Annotated in this window: 23 protein-coding genes, 1 tRNA gene and 2 pseudogenes; 9 read left to right on the top strand and 17 right to left on the bottom strand. The window is 74.2% G+C overall.

Translation table 11 applies throughout. The annotated features are described in order from the left end of the window. Positions 1 to 110: 110 nt before the first annotated feature. A pseudogene (locus LUZ64_RS27680) lies at positions 111 to 1,418 on the top strand (uracil-xanthine permease family protein); the annotation flags it as partial. An 88-nt stretch (positions 1,419 to 1,506) separates the two neighbouring features. Here the strand turns inward: LUZ64_RS27680 and LUZ64_RS27675 are convergent. The 4 genes from LUZ64_RS27675 to LUZ64_RS27660 all read right to left on the bottom strand — a co-directional run bounded on the left by LUZ64_RS27675 (position 1,507) and on the right by LUZ64_RS27660 (position 3,285). Continuing rightward, positions 1,507 to 1,593: transfer RNA gene (locus LUZ64_RS27675), tRNA-Ser, on the bottom strand. Positions 1,594 to 1,704: 111 nt separating this feature from the next. Continuing rightward, complete coding sequence (tadA, locus tag LUZ64_RS27670; RefSeq protein WP_095582134.1) at positions 1,705 to 2,226, bottom strand: tRNA adenosine(34) deaminase TadA; 522 nt, start codon at positions 2,224 to 2,226, stop codon at positions 1,705 to 1,707. A gap of 34 nt (positions 2,227 to 2,260) precedes the next feature. Beyond that, complete coding sequence (locus LUZ64_RS27665; protein ID WP_095582135.1) at positions 2,261 to 2,809, bottom strand: tRNA adenosine deaminase-associated protein; 549 nt, start codon at positions 2,807 to 2,809, stop codon at positions 2,261 to 2,263. Between the two features lie 221 nt (positions 2,810 to 3,030). Next, a complete protein-coding gene (locus LUZ64_RS27660) occupies positions 3,031 to 3,285 on the bottom strand; it encodes a hypothetical protein (RefSeq protein ID WP_095582144.1) in 255 nt (84 codons plus the stop codon). 201 nt (positions 3,286 to 3,486) lie between these two features. On the opposite strand from LUZ64_RS27660, the gene upp reads away from it, so the two are divergent. Beyond that, on the top strand, positions 3,487 to 4,122 hold the full coding sequence (gene upp, locus LUZ64_RS27655) for a uracil phosphoribosyltransferase (protein WP_095582136.1): 636 nt from the start codon (positions 3,487 to 3,489) through the stop codon (positions 4,120 to 4,122). A gap of 113 nt (positions 4,123 to 4,235) precedes the next feature. On the opposite strand, the gene LUZ64_RS27650 is transcribed toward upp, so the two are convergent. Beyond that, complete coding sequence (locus tag LUZ64_RS27650) at positions 4,236 to 4,892, bottom strand: LytR C-terminal domain-containing protein (RefSeq protein ID WP_095582137.1); 657 nt, start codon at positions 4,890 to 4,892, stop codon at positions 4,236 to 4,238. Between the two features lie 136 nt (positions 4,893 to 5,028). Continuing rightward, positions 5,029 to 5,325 carry a type II toxin-antitoxin system VapB family antitoxin gene (locus LUZ64_RS27645; RefSeq protein WP_003986294.1) on the bottom strand — a complete coding sequence of 99 codons (297 nt, stop codon included), beginning with the start codon at positions 5,323 to 5,325 and terminating at the stop codon, positions 5,029 to 5,031. 88 nt (positions 5,326 to 5,413) lie between these two features. On the opposite strand from LUZ64_RS27645, the gene LUZ64_RS27640 reads away from it, so the two are divergent. Beyond that, the gene (locus tag LUZ64_RS27640) at positions 5,414 to 6,988 is read left to right on the top strand and encodes a helicase HerA-like domain-containing protein (RefSeq protein WP_095582138.1); all 1,575 of its coding nucleotides are present in this window, start codon (positions 5,414 to 5,416) and stop codon (positions 6,986 to 6,988) included. A 19-nt stretch (positions 6,989 to 7,007) separates the two neighbouring features. Here the strand turns inward: LUZ64_RS27640 and LUZ64_RS27635 are convergent, their stop codons facing one another. Then, the gene (locus tag LUZ64_RS27635) at positions 7,008 to 7,613 is read right to left on the bottom strand and encodes a helix-turn-helix domain-containing protein (RefSeq protein WP_095582139.1); all 606 of its coding nucleotides are present in this window, start codon (positions 7,611 to 7,613) and stop codon (positions 7,008 to 7,010) included. Positions 7,614 to 7,836: 223 nt separating this feature from the next. On the opposite strand from LUZ64_RS27635, the gene LUZ64_RS27630 reads away from it, so the two are divergent. Continuing rightward, positions 7,837 to 8,532, top strand: a complete 696-nt coding sequence (locus LUZ64_RS27630; protein WP_232390385.1) for a B3/B4 domain-containing protein — start codon at positions 7,837 to 7,839, stop codon at positions 8,530 to 8,532. Between the two features lie 18 nt (positions 8,533 to 8,550). On the opposite strand, the gene LUZ64_RS27625 is transcribed toward LUZ64_RS27630, so the two are convergent. Together LUZ64_RS27625 and LUZ64_RS27620 are read right to left on the bottom strand one after the other, a co-directional pair. Beyond that, positions 8,551 to 9,150, bottom strand: coding sequence for an HhH-GPD-type base excision DNA repair protein (locus LUZ64_RS27625; protein ID WP_095582140.1), 600 nt, complete (start codon positions 9,148 to 9,150; stop codon positions 8,551 to 8,553). Between the two features lie 232 nt (positions 9,151 to 9,382). Next, positions 9,383 to 10,246, bottom strand: coding sequence for an NAD(P)H-binding protein (locus LUZ64_RS27620; protein ID WP_232390384.1), 864 nt, complete (start codon positions 10,244 to 10,246; stop codon positions 9,383 to 9,385). 109 nt (positions 10,247 to 10,355) lie between these two features. On the opposite strand from LUZ64_RS27620, the gene LUZ64_RS27615 reads away from it, so the two are divergent. Beyond that, on the top strand, positions 10,356 to 11,324 hold the full coding sequence (locus tag LUZ64_RS27615; protein WP_095584644.1) for an AraC family transcriptional regulator: 969 nt from the start codon (positions 10,356 to 10,358) through the stop codon (positions 11,322 to 11,324). Here LUZ64_RS27615 and LUZ64_RS27610 read toward each other — a convergent pair. Both LUZ64_RS27610 and LUZ64_RS27605 read right to left on the bottom strand, forming a co-directional pair. Next, positions 11,289 to 11,414, bottom strand: coding sequence for a DUF6126 family protein (locus LUZ64_RS27610; RefSeq protein WP_232390383.1), 126 nt, complete (start codon positions 11,412 to 11,414; stop codon positions 11,289 to 11,291). The genes LUZ64_RS27615 and LUZ64_RS27610 overlap by 36 nt on opposite strands. Before the next feature lie 119 nt (positions 11,415 to 11,533). After that, the gene (locus tag LUZ64_RS27605) at positions 11,534 to 12,349 is read right to left on the bottom strand and encodes an alpha/beta fold hydrolase (protein WP_095584645.1); all 816 of its coding nucleotides are present in this window, start codon (positions 12,347 to 12,349) and stop codon (positions 11,534 to 11,536) included. Positions 12,350 to 12,604: 255 nt separating this feature from the next. Between LUZ64_RS27605 and LUZ64_RS27600 the strand changes: the two genes are divergently transcribed. Then, entirely contained in the window at positions 12,605 to 13,474 is an 870-nt protein-coding gene (locus LUZ64_RS27600) for a helix-turn-helix transcriptional regulator (protein ID WP_211305171.1), read from the top strand. On the opposite strand, the gene LUZ64_RS27595 is transcribed toward LUZ64_RS27600, so the two are convergent. The 3 genes and pseudogenes from LUZ64_RS27595 to LUZ64_RS27585 all read right to left on the bottom strand — a co-directional run bounded on the left by LUZ64_RS27595 (position 13,458) and on the right by LUZ64_RS27585 (position 17,084). Beyond that, positions 13,458 to 14,714 carry an MFS transporter gene (locus LUZ64_RS27595; protein ID WP_095584647.1) on the bottom strand — a complete coding sequence of 419 codons (1,257 nt, stop codon included), beginning with the start codon at positions 14,712 to 14,714 and terminating at the stop codon, positions 13,458 to 13,460. The genes LUZ64_RS27600 and LUZ64_RS27595 overlap by 17 nt on opposite strands. A gap of 329 nt (positions 14,715 to 15,043) precedes the next feature. Next, positions 15,044 to 16,141: pseudogene (locus tag LUZ64_RS27590) on the bottom strand (PLP-dependent cysteine synthase family protein); the annotation flags it as partial. A 283-nt stretch (positions 16,142 to 16,424) separates the two neighbouring features. After that, a complete protein-coding gene (locus LUZ64_RS27585) occupies positions 16,425 to 17,084 on the bottom strand; it encodes a hypothetical protein (protein WP_095578461.1) in 660 nt (219 codons plus the stop codon). Between the two features lie 451 nt (positions 17,085 to 17,535). Here LUZ64_RS27585 and LUZ64_RS27580 point away from each other — a divergent pair, with 451 nt between their 5' ends. Further along, entirely contained in the window at positions 17,536 to 18,333 is a 798-nt protein-coding gene (locus LUZ64_RS27580; RefSeq protein WP_095578460.1) for a VOC family protein, read from the top strand. A 46-nt stretch (positions 18,334 to 18,379) separates the two neighbouring features. Here LUZ64_RS27580 and LUZ64_RS27575 read toward each other — a convergent pair whose 3' ends face one another. Continuing rightward, a complete protein-coding gene (locus LUZ64_RS27575; RefSeq protein ID WP_095578459.1) occupies positions 18,380 to 19,378 on the bottom strand; it encodes an NADP-dependent oxidoreductase in 999 nt (332 codons plus the stop codon). 98 nt (positions 19,379 to 19,476) lie between these two features. Here LUZ64_RS27575 and LUZ64_RS27570 point away from each other — a divergent pair, with 98 nt between their 5' ends. Next, complete coding sequence (locus LUZ64_RS27570; RefSeq protein WP_232390382.1) at positions 19,477 to 20,379, top strand: LysR family transcriptional regulator; 903 nt, start codon at positions 19,477 to 19,479, stop codon at positions 20,377 to 20,379. A gap of 262 nt (positions 20,380 to 20,641) precedes the next feature. On the opposite strand, the gene LUZ64_RS27565 is transcribed toward LUZ64_RS27570, so the two are convergent. Together LUZ64_RS27565 and LUZ64_RS27560 are read right to left on the bottom strand one after the other, a co-directional pair. Beyond that, on the bottom strand, positions 20,642 to 20,848 hold the full coding sequence (locus tag LUZ64_RS27565; RefSeq protein WP_095584566.1) for a DUF5988 family protein: 207 nt from the start codon (positions 20,846 to 20,848) through the stop codon (positions 20,642 to 20,644). A gap of 226 nt (positions 20,849 to 21,074) precedes the next feature. Then, on the bottom strand, positions 21,075 to 22,340 hold the full coding sequence (locus LUZ64_RS27560) for a globin domain-containing protein (protein WP_372472034.1): 1,266 nt from the start codon (positions 22,338 to 22,340) through the stop codon (positions 21,075 to 21,077). Between the two features lie 306 nt (positions 22,341 to 22,646). Between LUZ64_RS27560 and LUZ64_RS27555 the strand changes: the two genes are divergently transcribed. Further along, positions 22,647 to 23,399 carry a response regulator transcription factor gene (locus tag LUZ64_RS27555; RefSeq protein ID WP_232390381.1) on the top strand — a complete coding sequence of 251 codons (753 nt, stop codon included), beginning with the start codon at positions 22,647 to 22,649 and terminating at the stop codon, positions 23,397 to 23,399. Positions 23,400 to 23,434: the final 35 nt, after the last annotated feature.

Below are 23,434 nucleotides of genomic sequence, written 5' to 3'. Positions count from 1 at the left end.
CGGGCGAGGACGGACGACGTCCCGCCCGGCCGCCGGCCGGTGCCGCCCGGGCGGCACCCCGCGCCCTTACCCCCCACCACCCGTAGACGTGCGAAAGGCGGCCGGCGCCCATGGCGGGCAACAGATTCGGAACCCGTTGGACCCTCCACGGCGACGGCGGCGCGCCCCCGCCGGGCACGGCGGTGCTGCCCCACGAGCGGCTGTCCTGGCCGCGCACCGTGGGGCTCGGCATGCAGCACGTGGTGGCCATGTTCGGCGCCACGTTCGTCTTCCCCACGGTCATGGGGCTGGACGCCAACCTGTCCGTGATGATGTCGGGCCTGGCGACCATCGTGTTCCTGCTCATCGTCCGCGGCCGGATCCCCAGCTATCTGGGGACCAGCGCCGCCTTCGTGGGCGCCGTCGCCTCCGTACGGGCCGCCGGCGGCGGTACGGCCGCGGTCACCGGCGCCGTGCTGGTCACCGGGCTCGTCGTCGCGGCCCTGGGCCTGCTGATCCACCGGGTCGGCCCCGCCCTCGTGCACCGGGTCTTCCCGCCGGTGGTCTCCGGTGCCGTCGTCCTGCTCATCGGCTTCAACCTGGCGCCCGTCGTGGCCAAGGCGTACTGGCCGCAGGACCAGTGGGTCGCGCTGGCGACGATGACGGTGGTCATCGCGGCCTCGGCCCTGCTGCGCGGCTTCTGGGCGCGGCTCGCCGTCCTCTTCGGGCTGCTCTTCGGGTTCGTCCTGTCCTGGACCCTCGACCGGGTCACCGGCCCGGTGCACGCGATCGACGCCACCGGTAGGGTCACCGATCACCTGAGGGTGGACCTCTCCGGGGTGGCCGACGCCGCGTGGTTCGGGCTGCCGCACCTCCAGGCGCCGGAGTTCCGGCTCAGCGCGGTCCTGGTCACCCTGCCGGTCCTGGTCGCCCTGGTGGCCGAGAACGCCGGGCACGTGAAGGCGGTGGGGGAGATGACCCGCACGGACCTGGACGGGAGCCTGGGCAAGGCCGTCTTCGCCGACGGGGTGGCGACCGCGCTCTCCGCCTCCGTGGGCGGGTCGCCCACCACGACCTTCGCCGAGAACATCGGCGTCATGGCGGCGACCCGGGTGTACTCGACGGCCGCCTACTGGGTCGCCGCGCTGGTCGCGGTCCTGTTCGGCCTCTGCCCCAAGTTCGGGGCGCTCGTCGCCGCGACGCCGGGCGGGGTCCTGGGCGGCATCACCGTGATCCTCTACGGGATGATCGGCCTGCTGGGCGCCAGGATCTGGGCGGAGCACAAGGTCGACTTCACGGATCCGGTGAACCTCGTGTCCGTCGCCGCGGGCACGGTCGTCGGCATCGGCGGGGTCTCCGTCGAGCTGGGCTCGGGCTTCGCCGTCTCCGGCATCGCGCTGGGCACCCTCACCACGCTCGTCGCCTATCACCTGCTCCGCTTCAACGCGGCACGCGCGGCACGCGCGACGGGCACATACGAGAACCGCCCCCGACCTGCGAGTGCAGATCGAGGGCGGTTCCCTGAAGCGGTAGCGGTGGGATTTGAACCCACGGTGGAGTTGCCCCCACACACGCTTTCGAGGCGTGCTCCTTAGGCCGCTCGGACACGCTACCGAGAGAGAGCTTAGCGGACGTTGGGCCGTGCTCTGAAATCGGTTCCCGGAGGAGGGCTCCTCACGGGCTCGCGAAGGCTCCGCGAGGGCGTTCCGGCGGGGCCGGGCGGGGTCAGAGGGCGCGGAAGAAGTCCGTGAGCAGGGCCGCGCAGTCGGGGGCGAGGACGCCCTCGATGACCTCGGGGCGGTGGTTGAGGCGGCGGTCGCGGAGGACGTCCCAGAGGGAGCCGGCCGCGCCGCCCTTCTCGTCGACCGCGCCGTAGACGACCCGGTCCAGGCGGGAGAGGACGATGGCGCCCGCGCACATCGTGCAGGGCTCCAGGGTCACGACGAGGGTGCAGCCGGACAGCCGCCACTCGCCGAGGGCCCGCGCGGCGTCGCGGATCGCGAGGACCTCGGCATGGCCGGTCGGGTCGCCGGTGGCCTCGCGTTCGTTGCGACCGCGGCCGATGACGGAGCCGTCCGGGCCCAGCACGACGGCGCCGACCGGGACGTCCCCGGTGCCGGGGGCCAGGGCGGCCTCCGCCAGGGCGGCCCGCATCGGGGCCCGCCACGGGTCCCGCACGGGATCGGGGTCGCGTACGGGATCGGGCCGGTGATCGTGCCGGACGGGGCCGGGGACGGCTTCGTTCATCGCACCAGTGTGCGCGAGGGCGGGCGGCGGGCCGTCAGCGGACGGCCTCCAGGACGTCCGTGCAGCCGAGCAGGTCCGCGATCTCGCCGAGGGCGTCCTCGCTCAGGGCGTTGAGCTCGCGCTCGCCCATGCCGAGGTCGGCGAGGATCTGCCCGTCGCCCAGCGGCCCGGCCGGCACCGGGGTGACGGCGTCCGGGGCGTCGGCCTCGTCCTCCGCCGGCTCCGGTTCGCCGTCCTCCGTGCCGTCGAGGTCCGGGAGGCTGTCCAGGTCCTCCGTGATGTCGTCCCGGCCGAGCAGCTCGTCGGCCAGCAGGGCCCCGTAGGAGCTGCGGCTGGCCGCGACGGCGTCCGAGAGGTAGATGCGGGGGTCGTCCTCGCCGTCCACCCGGACGACACCGAACCAGGCGTCCTCCTGCTCGATGAACACCAGGACCGTGTCGTCGTCGACCGCGGTCTCGCGGGCCAGGTCGGCGAAGTCGGACAGGGTTTCCACGTTGTCGAGGTCTGTGTCGCTCGCTTGCCACCCGTCTTCGGTGCGCGCGAGCAGTGCGGCGAAGTACACCGTGACTCTCCCACTGGTCATAGGCGTTGCCGGGCCGGACGGGGACCACCCCGCCCACTCGGAATCGTGGCAGAAAGCGGGCCGTTGCGAGAGGTCTTCCGCGCTGCGTCGTGCAGCAGTCCGAAGAGATGTGCCTCACGTGGGGGCCTTACGGATGTCATCGGGACGGGCGTGTCACCGCCGGATCCCGCCCGGATCCACCCCGGATCACGTCCGGACCGCCCCCCGGGCCGCCCCCCGGCTCACCACCGGAACGTACGCATCCGCATCTGCTGGCGCATCCGCGCGGCCCGGGCCCGGCGGGGCTGCACCCGCTCCCGGAGCTCCTTGGCCTCGTTCAGCTCGCGGAGGAACTGGGCCCGTCTGCGTCTGCGCTCCGTGTCGCTCTCCCGCTCCGGACCGGCCCCCGCGGGGCCTCCCGCGGCGCCCCCGGGCGGATCCGCCGGGCCCGCCCGGTCCGCCGCGTCCGGATTCTCGTGGGTCTCTTGGTCAGCCATGGGCAGCACCACCTCGCGCCGAGGTCCTCGCCCGGCGAGACAGACCGGGCGTACGTGCCCACTTTCCCCCTAAGTGGTGGTTTGATGCCAGTGCGGCGACAGACCTGTCGGAGACTTTGGACGTTCATCGGCTCCCCTTGGGAGGCGCTGGTACCGACCGCGCGGGAGCTGGTGCCCGAAAGCTCGGTTAATGTCGGTGTCATGCGGATCCACGTCGTCGACCACCCCCTGGTGGCGCACAAGCTCACCACCCTGCGCGACAAGCGCACCGACTCCCCCACCTTCCGGCGTCTCGCCGACGAGCTGGTCACCCTGCTCGCCTACGAGGCCACGCGCGACGTGCGCACCGAGGAGGTGGCCATCGAGTCCCCGGTCACGGCGACCACCGGCGTCAAGCTGTCCCACCCCCGCCCCCTGGTGGTGCCGATCCTGCGCGCCGGCCTCGGCATGCTCGACGGCATGGTCCGGCTGCTGCCGACCGCCGAGGTGGGCTTCCTGGGCATGATCCGCAACGAGGAGACCCTCAAGGCGGAGACCTACGCGACGCGCATGCCGGAGGACCTCTCGGGCCGCCAGGTCTACGTCCTGGACCCGATGCTCGCCACCGGCGGCACCCTGGTCGCGGCGATCAACGAGCTGATCGAGCGCGGCGCGGACGACGTCACGGCGATCACCCTGCTGGCCGCCCCCGAGGGCGTCGAGATCATGGAGCGCGAGCTCGCGGGCGCGCCGGTGACCGTGGTCACCGCCTCCGTGGACGAGCGTCTCAACGAGGACGGCTACATCGTCCCGGGCCTCGGCGACGCGGGCGACCGCATGTACGGCACCGCGGGCTGACCCACCCGTCGCACGGGCGACACAGCGCGAAGCGCGTACGGGCCGGCCGACCGCCGGCCCGTACGCGCGTGCGCGGCCGGGCGCACGGGATCACGCGCCGCGCGCCCTGTGCCTCAGCACTTCGCCGGGGTCACCATCGGCTTCGGCTGCCCGCCCAGCGCCGTGAGCGCCCGGTCGGCGTCCTGCCGCGGCGTGAGCTCCTTGAACTGCGCGCCGATGATCAGATCGACCTCGCCGTTCGTCCGCTGGTCGTTCTTGACCTGTGTCCCGGCGAGCTGCGTCCCGAGCACCTTCAGGGCCCCGTCGACCGCTTCCGGGGCGCCCAGCAGCAGCCCCGTGCCCTCGACCTTGCGGTCGTAGAGAGCGGGGGCGTTCTCCCATTTGCCGACCTTGAAGCCGCGCTGCCGGAGCTCGTCGGCGGTGGCCTTGGCGAGTCCGCCGCGCGGTGTGGCGTTGTAGACGTTGACGGTGATCTCATCGGGTTTCGGCAGTGCCCTGGGCACGGCCTTGCAGTCTTCCTTGCCTTCCTTGCCGCTCTTGGTGCCCTGCGTTCCCTTGCCGTGCGCCGCCCGCGCCGTCCCGTCGGCGCTGCCGCCCGAGAAGACGTCGACCAGCTGGAGCGTGCCCCATCCGGCCAGCGCGAGCGCGGTGGCCGCGGAGGCCACGGCGAGCACGATCCGGCGGCGGTTTCTGGGGCGGCGCATGTGCGGGAACCGACGGCCCGTGATGCGGTACTTTCCACCCATGCCGGGAGGGGTGAGCATGCTCATGGGCGCAGCGTAGTGCGGGGTGGGGCCGCTGCCTACTAGATGATCAATGGGTTGCGCGCGCCCCAACCCGAAAGGCCGAACAACGGCCGGAAACCCTCCGGCGGAAGCCTGTTCGAGGGTGCGGGGCCCGTTCGGCTCAGCCCAGTTCGAGCACGCGGGCGTGCAGCACCTGGCGCTGCTGGAGCGCGGCGCGGACCGCGCGGTGCAGGCCGTCCTCCAGATAGAGGTCGCCCTGCCACTTCACGACGTGGGCGAACAGATCGCCGTAGAACGTCGAGTCCTCGGCCAGCAGGGTCTCCAGGTCGAGCTGCTGCTTGGTGGTCACCAACTGGTCGAGCCGCACCGGGCGGGGGGCGACGTCCGCCCACTGCCGGGTGCTCTCCCGGCCGTGGTCGGGGTACGGCCGCCCGTTTCCGATGCGCTTGAAGATCACACGGAAAGCCTACCGGGCAACCGGCTCCGAGCGCAGCCACGGCACGGGAGTGCGAAGGTGACAATCAGCCGCATACCGGGAGTGATGCATGAGCCGCAGCCCTTCTTCCCCGGCCCCTTCCGGCGCCGATTCCGTCACACGCATCGCCGAGGGCTACGCGTTCGACGGTCCCGCGCTCGATCTGGGCGCCCTGCTCTGGGGGGACGGCACGGGCCTGGCGTGCCGTCCCGACGTGCCGGTGCGGGTGCCGCTCGCCGTGCTCAACCGCCACGGCCTCGTCGCGGGCGCCACGGGCACGGGCAAGACCAAGACCCTCCAGCTGCTCGCCGAACAGCTGTCCGACCAGGGCGTTCCCGTCTTCCTGGCCGACATCAAGGGCGACGTCTCCGGGATCTCCGCCCCCGGCGCCGCGAACGACAAGGTCCGGCAGCGCGCCGCCGAGGTGGGACAGGACTGGTCGCCGGCCGGTTTCCCGGCGGAGTTCTACGCGCTCGGCGGCATCGGTACGGGCGTACCGCTGCGCGCGACGGTCACCGACTTCGGGCCCGTGCTCCTGGCCAAGGTCCTCGGGCTCAACCCGACGCAGGAGCAGTCGCTCGGCCTGATCTTCCACTACGCGGACGGCAAGGGCCTGGAGCTGTTCGACCTCAAGGACCTGCGGGCCGTCGTCGCCTTCCTGACGTCCGACGAGGGCAGACCGGAGCTGAAGGGCATCGGCGGCCTGTCCTCGCAGACCGCGGGCGTCATCCTGCGCGCGCTCACCGCCTTCGAACAGCAGGGCGCGGGGCCGTTCTTCGGCGAGCCCGCGTTCGACACGGCGGAGCTGCTGCGCACCGGGCCGGACGGGCGGGGCATCGTCTCCGTGCTCGAACTCCCGGCCGTCCAGGACAAGCCGCAGCTGTTCTCGACGTTCCTGATGTGGCTGCTCGCCGACCTCTTCCACGACCTGCCGGAGGTCGGCGACCTCGACCGGCCCAAGCTGGTGTTCTTCTTCGACGAGGCGCACCTGCTCTTCAAGGGCGCGTCCAAGGCGTTCCTGGAGTCGATCACGCAGACGGTGCGGCTGATCCGTTCCAAGGGGGTCGGGATCTTCTTCGTCACGCAGTCGCCGCGCGACGTGCCCGCCGACGTGCTGGGCCAGCTCGGCAGCCGGGTGCAGCACGCGCTGCGGGCGTTCACGCCGGACGACGCGAAGGCGCTCAAGGCGACGGTGTCGACGTTCCCGGTCTCGCCTTACGACCTGGAGGAGGTGCTCACCGGGCTGGGCACCGGCGAGGCGGTGGTCACGGTGCTGAGCGAGAAGGGCGCGCCGACGCCGGTCGCGGCGGTCCGGCTGCGGGCGCCGAGGTCGCTGATGGGGCCGGTGGACGCGGCGGCGCTGGAGGGCGCGGTCCGCGCCTCGGGACTGTACGGACGTTATGCACAGGCTGTGGACCGCGAATCGGCGTACGAGAAGCTCACGGCGGCGGCCGCGGCGGCCCCGGCCGGGGCGCCTCCGGAGGAGCCCGCGAAGCGGCCGGAGGCGGAGCGGCCGGAACCCTCGCTCGTCGAACAGGTCGTCGGGAGCGGTGTGTTCAAGTCCCTCGCCCGCTCGGTCGGCACCCAGCTCGGCCGGGAGATCACCCGTTCGCTCTTCGGTACGAGCCGCGGGCGCCGCCGCTGAGGCGGGCGCGGGGCGGGGATCAGGGTACGAGCACGACGCCCGTGTAGACGACCTCCTCGCCGGTGCGGTTGGCGTAGCCGTGCGGGTGGTCGCCCGCCATGCGCAGCCCGTGCCCCTCCGGGAGCACGGTCCGCTGCCCGCCGACCGTGACGGTGAGGGTTCCGCGCAGCACGTGCAGGAGCTCCACCGTCCCCGCGAGGTGGGCCTCGCTGTGGTGCTCCTCGCCGGGCGCGAGCCGCCAGTGCCACAGCTCGGCGCCCACGGGCTGCGCGGCGCCGGTCAGCAGCCTGCCGGTGCCGCCGTCCGGGCCGGTCCACAGCACCGGCTGCTCCTCGGGCGGCGAGGCCGCCAGAAGCGGTGTCGCGGGCTGCTGGAGCAGGTCCGTGAGCGGGACGGCGAAGGCGTCGCAGAGCCGGATGAGAGTGGCGAGGTTGGGGTTGGAGCGGCCGTTCTCCAGGGCTACGAGCATGCCCTTGCTGACGCGCGCCCGGGCGGCCAGGGCGTCCAGGCTCCAGCCGCGCTCCTTACGGAGCGCGCGGGCGCGGGCCGCGACGGCCTCCATCACGGACCGGTCGTCGCCGGCCCGGTCCGGACTCCGGTCGTCCGTCGTGCTGTCGTCGCTCATCCCTGCCGCCCGCCCTGCCGCTCGTACTCATGAAGACGCACCGCCTCATGAAGACGCGCCACCGTGAAGCGCGTCGTGAAGACGCTACGCAAAGAAGCCGCGCGAGGCCGCCCCGGAGGGTTCTCTTCGAGCGTCGGTCATTCAATGCTACCGTCGATTTCATTGAACCGACCGATTCGCGCCGGTGAATCGAAATGAACGTGTTCCGGAAAGCGGGTGCCTCATGACCATGGATCTCGACGCGGTGGCCGGGAGCGTAAGGGTCGACGCGGCCGTGCGCGCGCTGCGGCCCGACTTCGCCGTCCTGGTGATCGCCGCGGAGGGGCTGCCGGCCGGCCCGACCGACGCCTGGTCGCGCGGCCTGCTCAAGGAGGCCGCGGACGGCGCCGCCGGGCTCGACGTGACCGCCGAGCCGCACATCGCCGCCTGGCGGCAGGCGTACACCGCCTTCGGCGCCAAGCCCGGCCGCACCCGCAACAGCGCCGAGGCCCTGGCCCGCCGGGCCGCCGCGGGCCTGCCGGAGGTCAGTCTCCTCGTCGACGCCTACAACGCCGTCTCCGTCGCCCACCGCCTCCCGGTCGGCGGCGAGGACCTCGACGCGTACGCGGGCGCCCCGCGCCTGGTCCGGGCCGTGGGCGACGAGCGCTTCGACACCGTCGCGAGCGGTGCGCCGGCCGTGGAGCACCCCGAGCCCGGCGAGGTCGTCTGGTGCGACGACCTCGGCGTGACGTGCCGCCGCTGGAACCACCGCCAGTGCGTCCGCACCCGGATCACGGAGACCACGACCCGCGCGCTGTTCCTCCTCGAACGGCTCGACCCCATGCCCTTCGAGGCCCTGGACGCGGCGGCCGAGGACCTCCTGGCCAGGCTGCGCGAGCGGGCGCCGGAGCTGCGCGCGGTCACCCGCCTGGTGCGCTGAGACCCCGGCGCCGGGGTCTCACTTCCCGGCGCCCCCGGCCTCCTTGGCCGCCTTCGCGGCCCGCTTCATCTCCTGCTTGTGCGCCCGGACCGCGGACAGCGACTCCGGCCCGGTGATGTCCGCGACGGAGCGGTACGAGCCCTCCTCGCCGTACGCCCCCGCCGCCTCCCGCCAGCCCTCCGGCCGCACTCCCAGCCGCTTGCCCAGCAGCGCCAGGAAGATCCGGGCCTTCTGCTCGCCGAACCCGGGCAGCGCCTTCAGCCGCCCCAGGAGCTCCTTCCCGCTGTCCACGTCCCGCCACACCGCGCTCGCGTCCCCGCCGTAGTGCTCCACGAGGTACTGGCACAGCTGCTGCACCCGCTTGGCCATGGACCCCGGGTAGCGGTGCACGGCCGGCTTCTCCGACAGCAGCGCGGCGAACGCCTCGGGGTCGTACGCGGCGATCTCGTGGGCGTCCAGGTCGTCGTGGCCCATCCGCGTGGCGATGGTGTACGGGCCGGTGAAGGCCCACTCCATGGGGATCTGCTGGTCGAGGAGCATGCCGGTGAGGGTGGCGAGGGGGCTCCGGGTGAGCAGGGCGTCGGCGTCGGGCTGCTGCGCGAAGTGGAGGGTGTCCATGTCTCGATGATCACCCTTCGCGGCGGGGGCGGCACGTCTTCGTGGGGCCTGGTCCCCGCCCCTTCCCGAACGTCGGGCTGAAATCAGCCCGTCCGGCGTTTGAGGACACCGCGCGGAGCGCGGAAAGGGGGCCCGGGGGCGGAGCCTCCGGTTTCGGGAAGGGGCGGGTAGGGGACAAGGCCCCGCGCGGCGGCAACCGCCCGCCGCACCCCGACCCGCCGCAACCGTCCCGTCAGGACCAAGCCCCCGCCGCCACCCCCCGCGCCACATACGCCTCGAACGACGCCGCCTCCCGCCCCAGCACCCGCCGCACCCCGTCCACGGGCGCGGCCGTCACCCCCGTGCGGTGCAGCGCGAACAGGGCACTGAGGGACTTGACCGCCGGCTCCGGCCGGCCGGACGCCCGCAGGTCGGCCTCGTACTCCTCCGGTGTCAGTTCCACGTACGTGATCGGGCGGCCCGCGGCACGCCCGATCCGCTCGACCGCCTCGCCGAACGACAGGCCGCGCGGCCCCGACAGCTCGTACACCTGCCCGTCGTGGCCGTCCCGGGTCAGCAGGGCCGCCGCGACCTCCGCGACGTCGTCGGCGTCGACGAAGGGCTCGTGCACGTCGCCGATGGGCAGGGCCAGCCGGCCGTCGCGGAGCGGCCGGTGCCACAGGTCCTCGTCGAAGTTCTGGGCGAAGTTGTTGGGGCGGAGGACCGACCACCGGGCTCCGGACCCGCGCACGGCGCGCTCCGCGGCGACCATGCCCTGCCCGAAGTCCGGCCCCACGAGGTCGATGCCGCGCCCGGACAGGACCACGAAGCGGCCGACGCCCGCGGCCACGGCCCGCTCGGTGAAGGGGGCCACGGCGTCCGGATGCTCGTCGGACGCGATGACGTAGGCCGCCTTCGCACCCGCCAAGGCCCCCGCCCAGGTGGCCGGTTCCGCCCAGTCGAAGCGCACCTCGCCGGAGCGGGACGCGGCCCGTACGGGCACACCGTCCGCGCGCAGCCGGCGCACCAGGCGGCGGCCCGTCTTCCCGGTCGCGCCGAGCACCAGGACCGGTCCGGTGGCGCCGTTCTCTTCCGCTGTGTTCCTCGTCGTCGTCATGTGCTCCAGCCAACCCCGTGCGGGGGCGGCGGACCATGGACGTCCGTCCGGCGGCCATGTGCGTCCGTACGGAGGAACGGCCTTCCACCGGGCCGCATATCGTGACGCCATGGACCCGTTCGACGATCTGTTGCGAGGCGTGCGCGCCAACGGCGCCCTGTTCGGCGGCTCGGTGCTGTCCCCGCCGTGGGCGCTGCGCTTCACCGGCGACGCCTATCTGACGCTGTGCGTGCCGCTGCGCGGCGAGGGGTGGATCGTCCCGGGCGGCGGCGGGGAGCCGCGCCGGATCCGGGTGGGGGACGGGGCGATCGTGCGCGGTCCCGAGCCGTTCGTGTTCACCGACGACCCGGCGTCGGCCGCCCGGCCGGAGCTGACGCGGGACATCCGCTGCGGCGAGCCCGGCGGCCGCGAGCGCGGGGACGGGGCCGCGGACGGCCGTACGGTCCTGATGGCGGGCGCGTACCGGGTCCGGGGCGAGGTCCCGCGCAGGCTGCTGCGGGTGCTGCCGCCGGTCGTCGTCGTGCCGGACGACGGCGACTGCTCGGGGATGCGCGCGTATCTGGAGGGCCAGTTGGCCGCCGTCCGCCCGGGGCGGCAGATCGTGGTGGACCGGCTCCTGGACTGGCTGCTGGTGTGCACCCTGCGGGACTGGTTCGACCGCCCCGAGGCCGCGCGGCCCGCCTGGTACCGGGCGCTCGGCGACGACGCCGTGGGCCCCGCGCTGCGGGCCATGCACGACGAGCCGGGCCGGCCCTGGACGCTCGCCTCGCTGGCCGCGGAGGCGGGGGTCTCCCGCTCCACGTTCGCCAAGCGCTTCAACGACCTGCTGGCCGAGCCCCCGCTGGCGTACCTCACGGACTGGCGGATGGCGCTGGCGGCGGACCTGCTGGCCGAGCCGGGCGCGACGATCGCGGGCGTGGCCCGGCGGGTGGGGTACGCGGACGCCTTCGGGTTCAGCGCCGCCTTCAAGCGCGTGCGCGGTACGAGCCCGAGCGCGCACCGGGCGGCGGTGACGGCCGTGCCCGGGGAGGCGCTGTCCGGCTCACTTGTCGGCGTGGCCGCCGAGGTAGAACAGTAGCCAGATGAAGCCCGCGAAGAGGTGGGTGACGAAGACGTAGACCAGCACGCGCAGGGCGACCTGCTTCTGCTGCCACTTCTCGCTCTCCACCCCGCGAGTCTACCGGGCACGTCCGGACACGGACCGGCGTCCGGACACGGTCCGGTGCCGTGAAATGGCCCGGCGTCGTGGCACGGCCCTGCTTCGTGGCACGGACCCGCGTCGCGCGGTCACGCCGCCGCCGTGAAGTCGCTGACCCGCCGCACGAACTCGTCCGCCTTCTCGAAGAACACCACGTGCCCGGCGTCGATCTCCGCGTACGACGCCGTGGTGGTCCGCGCGAGCTCGGCGTGCAGGGCGCGGCTGAGCTCCACCGGGACGGTGGCGTCCTGAGTGCAGCCGATGACCAGGGTCTCGGCCTCGACGCGCGGCAGCATCGCGCGGATGTCGACGCGGAGGTCGAGGTCGACGTGGCGGAGGGTGCCCGGGGTCGGCGGCATGTTCGGGACCAGCTGCTCGAAGCCCTCGCGGCCGATGGTGTTGAGGTAGCCGCGGCTGAACCCGGTCATGGCCACGATCCGGCCGAAGCCCTCGGGGTCGACGGCGCCCAGGCGCTGCCAGAGCGTGAAGTGGTTGCGGGTGTACTCGTCCGCTTCGGTGCGGGCCCAGCCGGCCACCAGGATCAGGCGCCGTACGAGGTCGGGGCGGAGCGCGGCGACCGTGGCGGAGACGGGCGCGCCCATCGAGAAGCCCAGCAGGTCCACGGGGCCGGTGCCGGCGTCCTCGATGACGGCGATCACCTGGGCGGCGAGCCCCTCGGTGGTCAGCCGCCCGCCTCCGTCCACGGTGCGCTCGGTGCCGGAGAGGTCGGGGGTGAGGACGGTGCGGTCGGCGAACCGGGGGACGGTCTGCCCCCAGGTCAGTGCGGCGCCGACGGACCCGGTGCCGTGGACGAGCACCAGGGCGGGGCGGGAGTCCGCGCCGGGGGCGGTGGAGTCGAAGCGGTCGTAGTGGACGAGGGCGTCGGCGACGGGGACGACGGGCATGGCGGTTCTCCTTCGAGGCATTCGGGCGAGGGCGTCCGGGGGATCCGGGGCGTTCGAGGCACCCGGAGCGTTCCTGGTGCTCCGGGCGTTCCGGGCGTTCCGGGTGCTCCGAACGCTCGGGGCGTCCGGGGCCGGTCCGCCGGAGGGGCGGCCCTCCCGGCGATCACCACTCTGCCGCCGCGCGCACCGCACCGGGAGAGCCCCGCCGACCCTGGGACCGCCGGTCCCTGGTTCGCGGCGGCGGCGTCGGCGAGGATGATCGTCATGACGATCGACCGCCGTGCCCTCGCCGACTTCCTGCGCCGGTCCCGCGACCGGATACGCCCCCAGGACGCGGGCCTGCCCGCGGGACCCCGGCGCCGCACGCCCGGCCTGCGGCGCGAGGAGGTGGCCCAGCTGGCCGGCATGTCGGCCGACTACTACATCCGCCTGGAACAGGCCCGCGGCCCGCAGCCCTCGCCGCAGATGCTCGCCGCGCTCGCCCGCGCCCTGCGGCTGACGGGCGACGAGCGCGACCACCTCCACCTGCTCGCGGGGCACCGGCCGCCCGCCGGGCGCGTGGCGGGCGACCACGTCGCCCCCGGGCTGCTGCACCTCCTCGACCAGCTGCCCACCACCCCCGCCCAGGTGCTGAGCGACCTCGGGGACGTCCTCGCGCAGAACGCCCTGGCCCGCTCGCTCCTCGGCGGGGTGTGCACGGTCTCCGAGCACGGCCGGAACGTGGTCTGGCGGTGGTTCGCCGACCCCGCGGCCCGCGACGCGTACCCCGCCGAGGAGCACGCGCACTACAGCCGGGTGCACACCGCCGACCTGCGGGCCGCCGTGACCCGCCGGGGCGCCGACCCGGCCGCCGTACGCCTGGTGGAGCGGCTGCGCGCGGCCAGCGAGGAGTTCGCCGGGCTGTGGGACCGGCACGAGGTCGCGGTGCGCCGGCACAGCCGGATGCGGGTGCTCCACCCCGTGATCGGCCCGGTCGACCTCGACTGCCAGGTGCTGCTGGCCCCCGAGGGCGACCACCGGCTCGTCCTCCTCACCCCGCCGCCGGGCTCGGACACCGCGGACCGGCTGGCGCTCCTTCAGGTCGTCGGCAACGGGCAGTTCACCCCGGTCACCCCGGCCGGCTGACACCTCCCGCCGCCGCGGTCCGCGCCGCGGGCGGGCCGCCGAGCCTGCCCCCGCGGTGCAGGGCGAGGACGGCCACGGCGCAGCCGCCGCCCACGGCCGTGAGCGCGACCCACGGCAGGGCGGGCGCCCCCGCGGAGCGCGCGGCGTCCAGGGCGGCGCCCGTGAGGAGATTGCCGAGGGTGATGCCGATGCCGCAGATGGTGTTGTAGAGGCCGTAGTGGGTGGCCACGTAGCGGTTCCCGGCCAGCGCGACGATCGTGTCCATCTCGAAGGGGTACGCGAGCATCGTGCCCAGCGCCAGCAGGAGCGCGGAGGCCAGCGGCGGCAGGACGGCCAGCGCCCAGAGCGCGGGCCCGCCGTCCGGCACCGGGGCCGCCGTCGCGGCCAGCGGCGGCAGGAATGCCGCCCCGAGCGCCGCCAGCCCGGCGACGAGCGACGGCCCGGCCCCCAGCCGCCGCCGGCACCAGGCCGTCAGCCGCGTCTGCCCCACGACCGTGGCCAGCCCGGAGGCGGCGAACAGCAGCCCCACCCCGACCGTGCCGGTGCCCTCGTCGCCCGCCACCCGCCGGACCTCCAGCGGGAGCGCCAGATAGACCTGGAACGACAGGGCGTACGAGCCGATCATCGCGAGGGAGAACAGCAGGAAGGGCCGGTTGGCGACCACCGTGCGCCACTGCGACAGCACCGAGGCCACGGACTCGCCGGGCGCGGCCGCCGGGGAGCCGCTCGCGGGCAGGGCGCGCAGCTGTACGGCCGACAGGACGGCGAAGACGGCCGCGGCGACCAGGCAGGTCAGCCGGAAGCTCACCCCGGTGAGGAGGACGCCGATGAGGGGGCCGAGCAGGATCCCCGCCTGGTAGAAGACGTTGAACAGCGCGAACGCCTCCACGCGCCGCTCACCGGCGTCCTGCGCCAGGTACGCCCGTACGGCCGGGTTGAACAGCGCCCCCGCGAGACCGGTGGCCGCCGAGGCGGCCAGCAGCGCGGGCAGGGTGTCGACGAGCCCGAGGACGGCGAAACCGGCGACGCGCAGCACCAGCCCCGAGACGATCAGGGGTTTGTAGCCGAACCGGTCGGCGAGGGTGCCGCCGACGAAGAACATGCCCTGCTGGCTGAAGTTCCGTACGCCGAGGACCAGTCCGACGGTCCACGCGGCCATGCCCAGGCTTCCCGAGAGGTGCTGGGCGAGGTAGGGCATGAGCATGTAGAAGCCGAGGTTGATGGTGAACTGATTCACCATCAGGAGCTGGGTGACGGTGCCGAAGGAGCGGGCCTGGGCCAGCGGGCCGGGGCCGGGCCTCACCGCGGGCCGCCCTCGGTGGTGGGGGCGGGGACGAGCGTGGGTGCGGGTGCGGGTGCGGGGATGAGGGCGGGGGCGGGCTCCTGGGCGGGGGCCGGGGTCGCCTTCGCCCGCGGGTCCGCCCGTAGATCTGCCCGTACGTCCGCCTGCGCGCCTGTCCGTACGTCCGCCCGTACGCCCACCTGCGCTTCCGCCCGTACGCCCACCTGCATGTCCGTCTGGGCGTCCGTCTGTGCGTCCGCCGTCACGTCCGACCGTCCATCCGCGGGCCCGGCCGTCCGCCGCGCGCCCATCGGGTCGACGACCCGCGCGCAGCGGGTCCAGCGGGTGACCTCCTTCTCGTCCGGCCGTCCCACGACCTCGGGTTCGGCGGCCGGCGGGCCCTCGCACAGGCCGTGCGCGGCGCAGTAGTCGTCGTCGAACACCGTCGTCAGATAGCGCTGCGGCCCGTCGGGGAAGATCGCGGCGATCCGGGTGTCCCGGGGCAGCGTGCGGGCCAGCCACGCGGCGACCAGCGCGACGGCGCCGACGCTCCAGCCGCCGCTGGCGTAGTGCGAGGCGGCCAGCCGACGGCAGGTCCAGACGGCCTCGGCCGGGGCGACCCAGTGCACCTCGTCGAAGCTGTCGTAGGCGACGTTGCGCGGGTAGATGCTCGACCCGAGGCCACGCATCAGCCGGGTGCGGGCGGGCTGGCCGAAGATCGTGGAGCCGATGGTGTCCACGCCGACCAGCCGGAGTCCGGGGTGGAGCTGCCGCAGCACGCGGGAGACGCCCGCGGAGTGCCCGCCCGTGCCCACGCTGCACACGAGGACGTCGATGTGCCGGAGCTGCCCGGCCAGTTCGAGGGCGAGCGGGGTGTAGGCGGCGACGTTGTCCGGGTTGTTGTACTGGTCCGGGACCCAGGCCCCGGGGTGCGCGTCGCGCAGCGCCGCCACGCGGTCGCGGCGCGCCTGCTGCCAGCCGCCGGCCGGGTGCGGCTCGCGGACGATGTCGACCCGCGCCCCGTAGGCGGTGAGCAGCCGGATCATGGACGGCTCCAGGCCGGGGTCGGTGACCAGGGTGACGGGGTGCCCGTGCACCATCCCGGCCAGCGCCAGACCGAGCCCGAGCGTGCCGCTGGTGGACTCGATGACCATGCCGCCGGGCAGCAGGTCGCCGCGGGCGCGGGCCCGCTCGACCATGTGCAGCCCCGGCCGGTCCTTGATGCCACCGGGGTTGAAGCCTTCGAGCTTCGCCCAGAAGCCGCGCCCGGGAGGGCACAGGGGCTCGGAGATCCGCAGGACGGGGGTGTCGCCGACCAGCCCGGACAGGCCGGTGCGGCCGGGACCGGGGGAAGGCGCGGAGGACGCGGGGGGCAGGGGAGGCATGGGAGGCATGGGGAGATCCCTCTCGGGGTGGGGGAGCTCCCGCGCCGGCCCGCCGGAGGGGCGGGGGCGCGGGAGTACGGGGTGGTCGCGCGTGCGGGAGCGGCCCGCGGAGGAGCGGTGTGCGGGCGCGCGGGCGGCCACGGGCGCGTACGGGCGTACCGGCGCACCCGGAGGGCTCCGGGTGTGTGTGCGGACGGCACGGTGTACGGGCCCGACGGCGGGCGGGAAGGTGCTGTCGTGCGGTGGGTGCGGCCCGTGTTCGTACGGGTGGGGGGACCGCGGCCTAGATCCGCAGCGTCGGCGGGGCCGACGGCGGCAGGGGGCCGGCCGCGTGCGCGGTCAGTCGCACGACGGCCCAGCCGGGGACGTACGAGGGCGGCGCGGCCCGGTCGGGCGCCGCGCACAGGGCGGCGGGCAGGTCCGTGGCGTCCTTCACGGCGCCGGACAGGCAGTCCTGGGCGGCGTGGGAGACGTCATGGCCGTTGTGCGGGGCGGGCGAGGCCCCCTGCCCGGCGGGCGCGTGGCCGGGCAGGGGCCCGGCCGCGAGGTCGGGCGCGCCGGACGCGGGAGCCGGTCCGGGGCCGGATGCGGAACCCGGAGCGGAACCCGAAACGGAGGCCGTCGTGAAGCCCGTCGTGAAGCCTGTCGTGGCGTCCGTCGTGGCGTCCGGCGTGAGGTCTGTCGCGGGGGGCCGCGCGGCGCTCGGCGCGGGGTTCGTGGAGAGATTCGTGGAGAGGCCACCGCCGTGGCCGCCGGCGGAATGCGCGGCGGCGGACATCTGCGTCAACGCCGGGTGCACCGGGTGGGCCGATGTGCCTTCCGTCATCATCCCGTGGCTGTAGAACAGCGCGAGGAGCAGCAGCCCCCACAGGGAAAGCCACCAGGGGCCCGCCGCGGAAAGGCGGGCTCGCAGCGCGCCGACATGCGGCGGAGCCGTGGCCATGCCGTCATCGTGCCGTACCGGGCCGCCGTCTGGGAACTCCTCCGGCCCAACTGCCGCGATAAACATGGGAGGTGGCACGGATACCGGTCACTGTAGGCGTCTTTATTCGCGTACGAACGCAGTGAATAGAAGACAATTCAGCAGCACGCGGAACAGTGCCGCCTACTCGCCCGGGCGCGGTCCATACCCCGCAATCGGCGCTTCACCGGTGAAACAGGGGGAAAGCAGCGGGAGGGAGGGGGAGCCGAGGGAGAGGTGAGGGCCGGGCAAGGGGGCAGGGGCGGGGGCGGCGGAGGAGCCCGGCGGTCGGGCGGCGGAATGCGTGGCGAGAAAGGGGGTGGCAAAGGTGGCGGGAAAGCGGCGCCGCCGCCCTCCTGCCGTGCGCACCCCCGGCCGACTCACTAGCGTGGAAAAAGGGACTGTTCGACCTGTTACGGAGGGAGTCGGGACCATGGCCGCGCTATCGGAAGGCACGCCGTGCTGGGCCGACGCGATGTTCACGGATGTGGAAGGCGCGAAAAGCTTCTACGGCGATCTGCTCGGCTGGACTTTCTCCGAGAGCTCGGCGGAGTTCGGCAATTACACACAGGCGTACTCGGACGGCAAAGCGGTGGCCGCGGTGGTGCCGCCGATGCCGGGCCAGCCCGACCCCGTGTCGGCCTGGTGCCTCTACCTCGCCTCGCCGGACGCCGCCGCCACCGCCAAGAAGATCGGTGACAACGGCGGCGAGGTGGTGATGGGGCCGATGCAGGTCGGTGACTTCGGCTCGATGGTCCTCGCGAAGGACCCCGGCGGAGTGGCCTTCGGAGTCTGGCAGGCGGGCACCCACGAGGGCTTCGAGAAGAGGGGCGAGACCGGATCCTTCTGCTGGGCCGAGGTGTTCACCCGGGAGCCGGGGAAGGCGGACGCCTTCTTCCCCGCCGTCTTCCCGTACCGCGTCCAGCGCATGGAGGACCCCGGGATCGACTTCAAGGTCTTCGATCTGGGTGGCGACGCCGTCCTGGGACGGATGGCGATGACGGAGGAATTCCCGCCCGAGGTACCGCCGTTCGTCAATATCTACTTCGCCGTCGCGGACTGCGACGCCGCCGTGGAGAAGGCGACGAAGGGCGGCGGCGAGCTGAAGTTCGGTCCGATGAGCACCCCGTTCGGCCGCTTCGCCGCGCTCCACGACCCGCAAGGGGCGGCGTTCTCCGTGATCGACATGGGGACGACGGAGGGGGAGATGCCGCGGATGGCGGCCGCGTAGCGGCCCGGGACCCCGGCCCCTCGGGGCACACGGCCCCCGGGGCGCCTCAGTCCCCGACCTTGACCAGCATCTTCCCGGTGTTGCGGCCGCGCAGCATGCCCAGGAAGGCGTCCACCACGCCGTCGAACCCCTCGACGACCGTCTCGTCCTGCGCCACCCGGCCCGCCTGGAGGTGCGGGATCAGGAAGTCCTCCAACTCGGCCTGCGCGTCCCCGTGCTTGCGGACGAGGAAGCCCTCCAGGCGGATGCTCTTCTCGACGATGTCGTAGAGGTTGCGGGGCGCCGGCGGGGCCTCCGCGCTGTTGTACTGGGCGACCGCGCCGCACCAGGCGATCCGGCCGTGGTCGCGCATGGCCGAGATCGCGCCCTCCAGGTGCTCACCGCCGACGTTGTCCACATAGACGTCGATGCCCTCCGGGGCGGCCTTCGCGAGCTGCTCGCCGACCGGGCCGTCGTGGTAGTCGAAGGCGGCGTCGAAGCCCAGCCGGTCCACGAGGTGCGCGACCTTCGCGGGCGAGCCCGCGCTGCCGATCACCCGCCCCGCGCCCAGCAGCCGGGCCAGCCGGCCGGCCGCGCTGCCCACGCCGCCCGCCGCGGCCGAGATGAAGACCGTCTCGCCGGGCTGGAGCCGCGCGATCCGGGTGAGGGCGACGTACGCGCTCAGCCCCGTACCGCCGAGCAGACCGAGGTACGAGCTGACCGGCACCCCCGGGTGCCGGGGCAGCACCCGCGCCCCCTCCGCACGGCTCACCAGCGCGTGCGTACGCCATCCTTCCCGGTGGAAGACGAGGTCGCCGACCGCGAGCCCTGGGTCGCGGGACGCGACGACGCGGCCGATCGAACGGCCCTCCAGCGGGCGCTCCAGCCGCCACTCCGCGTCCATCGCCTCCCGCATGTACGGGTCGACGGACAGATAGAGGTTCTCCACCAGGGCGGTGCCGGGCGCGACCTCCGCCACCGGGCCCTCGACGAAGGCGAAGTCGCCGGGCACCGGCATGCCGTGCGGGCGGGAGATCTGCTGGACTGCGCGAAAGGTGCTGGTCATGAGCCCACCGTAGGGAGCGGGACGGGGGTGGTCCCAGCCCCCGCCGTCGATGGACCGGGCCCTTCCATGAAGCGCGTTCATGGACGTAGGTTCACCGGATGAGCGAACCCGAACTCACCGTCCCGGAACTGCGCGTCCTCGTCGCCGTCGAGGAGGAGGGCGGCTTCACGGCCGCCGCGGCCCGGCTCGGGCTGACCCAGTCGGCGGTCTCGCACGCCGTGCGAAGCGGTGAACGGAAGCTCGGGGCCGTCCTCTTCGACCGCGGCCGCCACGGCGCCCGCCCCACCCCCGCCGGCACCCGGGCCGTGGGCCACGCCCGCCGCGTCCTGCGCCTGCTGGAGACGATGACGGCGGAGGTCCGGGGCGCGGGCCGGGCCGCGGAGACCGTCGCCGGCCCGGTCCGGATCGCCGCCTTCCGCAGCGCCGCCGCCCATCTGCTGCCCGCCGCGCTGGCCCGGCTCACGGCCCGCCACCCGGAGATCACCCCGGAGGTGCGGATCGTCCGCGAACTGGGCCGCGGCACCGCGGGCGAGGTCGCCGACGGCCGCGCCGACCTCGGCATCGCCACCCTGGGCGGTTCCGACCCGCTGCCGCGCGGCCTGCTGTCCGCGACGGTCGTCACGGAGCCGTACTTCCTGGTCCACCCCGTGGGCCACCCGGCGCCGCGCACCCTGCCGTTGATCGACTGGATGGAGAACTGCGGCTCGTACACCCGCGCGTGGTGGGCCGGCCAGGACTGGATCCCGCCGGTCACCGTCGACGCGGAGGACGACAGCGTCGTCCTGTCGATGGTCGCCCAGGGCATGGGCATGGCCATCATGCCCGCGCTCGCCCTCATGTCGGCACCGCGCTCGGTGACGATCACGGACCTGGGGGAGGGACGGCCCACGCGGGGGGTGGGGTATGTGACGACGGCGGAGATGGCGCGGGTGGGGGTGGTGCGGGAGCTGATCCGTGAGTTGCGGGGGGTGGAGCTGGGGGAGGTGCCGGTGGGGGTGTAGGGGCGTGCGGGGGTGCGGCGCGGTGGGGGCGGGTTGCCGCTGCGCGGGGCCTTTCCCCACCCCGCCCCTTCCCGAATTGTCCTCAAGCGCCGGACGGGCTGGAATCAGCCCGTCTGGGGGCACCTCCCAGCGGTAGCTGGGGGAGCTTGAGGACCGGGGTCTGGGGCGGAGCCCCGGTTTCGGGAAGGGGCGGGGCTGGGGAAAGGCCCGCCGCAGGCGCACCACCGCCCACCGAGCCGCACCTACACCCCCACCCCGCCCCCTACTCCGCGATCTCCGTCCGCTCCCACCACTCGTACACCGGCAACCGCCCCTCCCCCGTCTCCTCATGCCGGGACGTCGCCTTGAAATGCTCGTACCCACCCCGGAACGGGATCTTCAGCTCGATCCCCGGCGGAGTGATCTCCACGATCCGCGCGGGCAGCTCGTCCGGCCCGCCTTCGAGAAGTGCTCTGGGCGCTTTGCTCATGGCCTCAGTGTCCCGGGGCCCGGCTCCGGGGGCCGGTCGACGCGCCGACCCACCGCGCCGGCCGGCGCGAGGGCGGGGAGCCGGCCGTCCGCCGGCGGCCCGGCGGAGGCAGGGGGCGGAGGCGGGGGTCTCCGCCCGCCCGTTCGGACCGTACGCGGACGGCCGGCTCGTCTCGGCTGGGCCCGCCGCACCCGCCGTGAGGGGACGTGCGGCGGCGGGCCCAGGCTCAGGGGGCGTCCGGCAGCGGATCGTGCCGGACGCGGTCGGCGGGCAGGTGCGTACCGGCCAGCCGGGCGACGGTCGCGGCGACCATCGCGGGCGGTCCGCTGACGTACGCGAGGTGGTCCGACCAGTCGCCCCGCCGGGCCACCGCGTCGGCCAGCGGACGGTACGGGTCCGCCGCCGGCCCGCTGCCGAGCACCGGGATCACGCGCAGCCACGGACGGCGGCGCTCCAGGTCGGCCACGGCCCCGTCGTCGTAGAGCCCGGTCAGGCCGTCGGCCCCGAGGAAGAGGTGCACGCTCCGCGCGCCCATCCGGCGCCCGGCCAGCTCCTCCAGCAGCGACTTCGCCACCGCCCAGCCGATGCCGCTCGCGATCAGCAGCAGGTCGCGGGTGGGCGCGGCGCCCTCCTCGTCGAGCGTCATCGCCCCGGCGGGGGGCCCGACGCGCAGCGTGTCACCGACGGCGGTGTGCGCCACCAGGGCCTCGCTCACCCCGCCCGTACAGGTCTGACGGACGTGGAACTCCAGCTCGCCGTCCGGCCGGGGCGCCGTCGCCAGCGAGTACTGCCGCCATGCCTGGGGCAGTAAGGGGGAGGCGACGGACGCGTACTGCCCGGCCCGGTAGGGGTACGGCTCATGGGTGCGTACGCGCAGGACGGCGAGGTCCGGGCGGCGCGGTTCGTGCGCCGTGACGGTGGCCGGCCAGTCCGGGGGCTCGGCGAGCGCGGCCTCCGCGCCCTCCACCATGGCGCCCACGGCGAACCGCAGCATGCGCACCCACGCCCCCTCCAGCTCCACGTGCCACGCCGGCCCCGCCGTACGGCGCAGTGCCTCGCACAGGGCGGACTCGAACGTCTCGTAGTGCACCGGGCGTACGCCCAGCTTGCGGTGGTCGCGGCCGAGCCGGGTGAACTCCCTGGCCACCTCGTCGGGCCGGTGCAGGTTCTCGATCAGGTAGCGGAAGATCGCCTCCAGGTGCTTGCGCTGGAACTCCATCGAGGAGGGGAACAGCGACCGCAGGTAGGGGCGGTGCGCGAACATCGCCTCGTAGAGGTGGGCGATCAGGACGTCGAAGGGCGACGTCAGGTGGAGGTGACGCAGGATCACGTCCTGGTCGGCGGCGCCGTCGTAGGAGGGGTGCGCGACCCGGGCGGGGCGCGTGGCGCCACCGCTCTCGGGCCGCCGGTCGGGGGACAGGAGCTGCCGGCGCAGCCGCATCGCGTCGTGTCGGGCCAGCAGCGCGTGGTACTTGGCGTCGACGGTGCTCACGGGACAACGGCTCCTCGGGCAGGCGCGTGTGACGCGCCGGGGGACCCGCCGGGGGACGGTGGGCACAGCGGTGCCCGGCCGCCCGCCCGGCGGACGGGACGCGTCATTCTGGCACCGGGCCCCGGGGCCCGGACGGCCCTATTCCGGGGGCCCGACCGGCCCTGCCGACGGGGGGCCGTTCGGCCCTGTTCCCGGGGTGGGCGGAGGGTGTGGGCTGTGCGGGTGTCCGTGGCTCGGCGGGAGCACCACCCCTTGTCGGGGTGGCCCCTCTCCTCCCGCTCCGCCGGGCCCGGACATACTGCTTGTATGGACCAAAAGACCTCGTCCGTCTCACCGTTGCGTGTCTTCATCCTCGACGATCACGAAGTGGTACGCCGAGGGGTGCGGGACCTCCTCGAAGCCGAACCGGACATCGAAGTCGTGGGCGAGGCCGCCACCGGCCGCGAGGCCCTGGCGCGGGTGCCGGCCGTCCGCCCGGACGTGGCGATCCTCGACGTACGGCTCGGGGAACGCCCCGAGAGCGGCGGCGGCGACCACGAGGGCGTGGAGGTCTGCCGCGAACTGCGCGCCCGCATACCGGATCTGGCCTGTCTGATGCTGACGTCGTTCGACGACGACGAGGCCCTCTTCGACGCCATCATGGCGGGCGCGGCGGGCTATGTGCTCAAGCAGATCAACGGCTCGGAGCTGGTCACGGCCGTACGTACGGTCGCCACCGGCAAGTCGATGCTCGACCCGCGCACGGCGTCCCGCGTGATGGCCCGGCTGCGCGCCCCCCAGGAACCCCCGGTGGCGACGGGGGCCGCCGCCCCGGGGTCCGGAGCGTCGGAACTGGACCGCCTGTCACCCCGGGAGCGCCAGATCCTGGAACTCATCGGCGAGGGCCTGACCAACCGGGAGATAGCCGACCGCCTGTTCCTGGCCGAGAAGACGGTCAAGAACCGCATCTCGTCGCTGCTGGCGAAGCTGGGGGTGGGGCGGCGCGTACAGGCGGCGGCGCTGGTGGGACGGGTGCGGGGGGAGCGGGAGCGGGGGAAAACCAGCCCGTCCGGCGTTTGAGGACACCGCGCGTCAGCGCGGGGAAGGGGGCCTGG

This window comes from Streptomyces albireticuli, from assembly GCF_021228125.1.
Classification (GTDB): domain Bacteria; phylum Actinomycetota; class Actinomycetes; order Streptomycetales; family Streptomycetaceae; genus Streptomyces; species Streptomyces albireticuli.
Note: the sequence above shows the minus strand (reverse complement) of the source record. Positions and strands in the feature narration are given on the sequence as shown.

Coding starts and splice junctions, on each gene's coding strand:
- LUZ64_RS27635 (WP_095582139.1), bottom strand. CDS start 7,613: ATGAGCGACGACAGCACGACGGACGACCGGAGTCCGGACCGGGCCGGC.
- LUZ64_RS27600 (WP_211305171.1), top strand. CDS start 12,605: ATGATCGTCATGACGATCGACCGCCGTGCCCTCGCCGACTTCCTGCGC.
- LUZ64_RS27565 (WP_095584566.1), bottom strand. CDS start 20,848: ATGAGCAAAGCGCCCAGAGCACTTCTCGAAGGCGGGCCGGACGAGCTG.
- LUZ64_RS27640 (WP_095582138.1), top strand. CDS start 5,414: ATGAGCCGCAGCCCTTCTTCCCCGGCCCCTTCCGGCGCCGATTCCGTC.
- LUZ64_RS27615 (WP_095584644.1), top strand. CDS start 10,356: ATGGACCCGTTCGACGATCTGTTGCGAGGCGTGCGCGCCAACGGCGCC.
- LUZ64_RS27650 (WP_095582137.1), bottom strand. CDS start 4,892: ATGAGCATGCTCACCCCTCCCGGCATGGGTGGAAAGTACCGCATCACG.
- LUZ64_RS27620 (WP_232390384.1), bottom strand. CDS start 10,246: ATGACGACGACGAGGAACACAGCGGAAGAGAACGGCGCCACCGGACCG.
- LUZ64_RS27625 (WP_095582140.1), bottom strand. CDS start 9,150: ATGGACACCCTCCACTTCGCGCAGCAGCCCGACGCCGACGCCCTGCTC.
- LUZ64_RS27570 (WP_232390382.1), top strand. CDS start 19,477: ATGAGCGAACCCGAACTCACCGTCCCGGAACTGCGCGTCCTCGTCGCC.
- LUZ64_RS27555 (WP_232390381.1), top strand. CDS start 22,647: ATGGACCAAAAGACCTCGTCCGTCTCACCGTTGCGTGTCTTCATCCTC.
- LUZ64_RS27575 (WP_095578459.1), bottom strand. CDS start 19,378: ATGACCAGCACCTTTCGCGCAGTCCAGCAGATCTCCCGCCCGCACGGC.
- LUZ64_RS27605 (WP_095584645.1), bottom strand. CDS start 12,349: ATGCCCGTCGTCCCCGTCGCCGACGCCCTCGTCCACTACGACCGCTTC.
- tadA (WP_095582134.1), bottom strand. CDS start 2,226: ATGAACGAAGCCGTCCCCGGCCCCGTCCGGCACGATCACCGGCCCGAT.
- upp (WP_095582136.1), top strand. CDS start 3,487: ATGCGGATCCACGTCGTCGACCACCCCCTGGTGGCGCACAAGCTCACC.
- LUZ64_RS27595 (WP_095584647.1), bottom strand. CDS start 14,714: ATGGTGAATCAGTTCACCATCAACCTCGGCTTCTACATGCTCATGCCC.
- LUZ64_RS27630 (WP_232390385.1), top strand. CDS start 7,837: ATGACCATGGATCTCGACGCGGTGGCCGGGAGCGTAAGGGTCGACGCG.
- LUZ64_RS27660 (WP_095582144.1), bottom strand. CDS start 3,285: ATGGCTGACCAAGAGACCCACGAGAATCCGGACGCGGCGGACCGGGCG.
- LUZ64_RS27585 (WP_095578461.1), bottom strand. CDS start 17,084: ATGGCCACGGCTCCGCCGCATGTCGGCGCGCTGCGAGCCCGCCTTTCC.
- LUZ64_RS27665 (WP_095582135.1), bottom strand. CDS start 2,809: ATGACCAGTGGGAGAGTCACGGTGTACTTCGCCGCACTGCTCGCGCGC.
- LUZ64_RS27580 (WP_095578460.1), top strand. CDS start 17,536: ATGGCCGCGCTATCGGAAGGCACGCCGTGCTGGGCCGACGCGATGTTC.